This window comes from Mammaliicoccus sp. K-M42, assembly GCF_022386375.1.
Classification (GTDB): Bacteria; Bacillota; Bacilli; order Staphylococcales; family Staphylococcaceae; genus Mammaliicoccus; species Mammaliicoccus fleurettii.
The window spans coordinates 1-366 of sequence record NZ_JAJNIS010000051.1 but is presented as its reverse complement, the minus strand read 5'-3'; the positions used below and the strand labels follow the sequence as shown (position 1 = coordinate 366).

The 366-nt window shown below is 36.6% G+C and carries 1 protein-coding gene; it reads right to left on the bottom strand.

Annotation, left to right across the window (positions count from 1 at the left end; translation table 11 throughout):
• On the bottom strand, window positions 1-366 hold a 366-nt coding region (locus LQ668_RS12305), incomplete at both ends, for a transposase (protein WP_239776062.1).

Here is a 366-nt window from a genome sequence, read left to right as displayed (position 1 = left end):
TTGCCCATTCTTGAATATCAGGATCTATATTTTTCATTACTTCAGAAATCGTTGATTTCGATACAGATTCCCCTGATAAAGCCTCGACAATCTTCGTGATATTCCGAGTTGAAACACCATTAATATAAGCTTCCATCATGGCTAAAATAAGAGATTGATCAGAGCGTGTGTACTGTTCGAAAACGTCAGTTGTAAACTCACCATCACGTGTTCTAGGCACTTTTAGATGAATTTTACCAACAGGCATCATAAAATCACGTTCGTAGTAGCCATTACGTTGGGCAATCCTTTTAGGATTCTTTTGTTTGAAATCTGCATTTACATACTGGTCTCTTTCCATCTCCATATAAGCATTTAAGACAGATA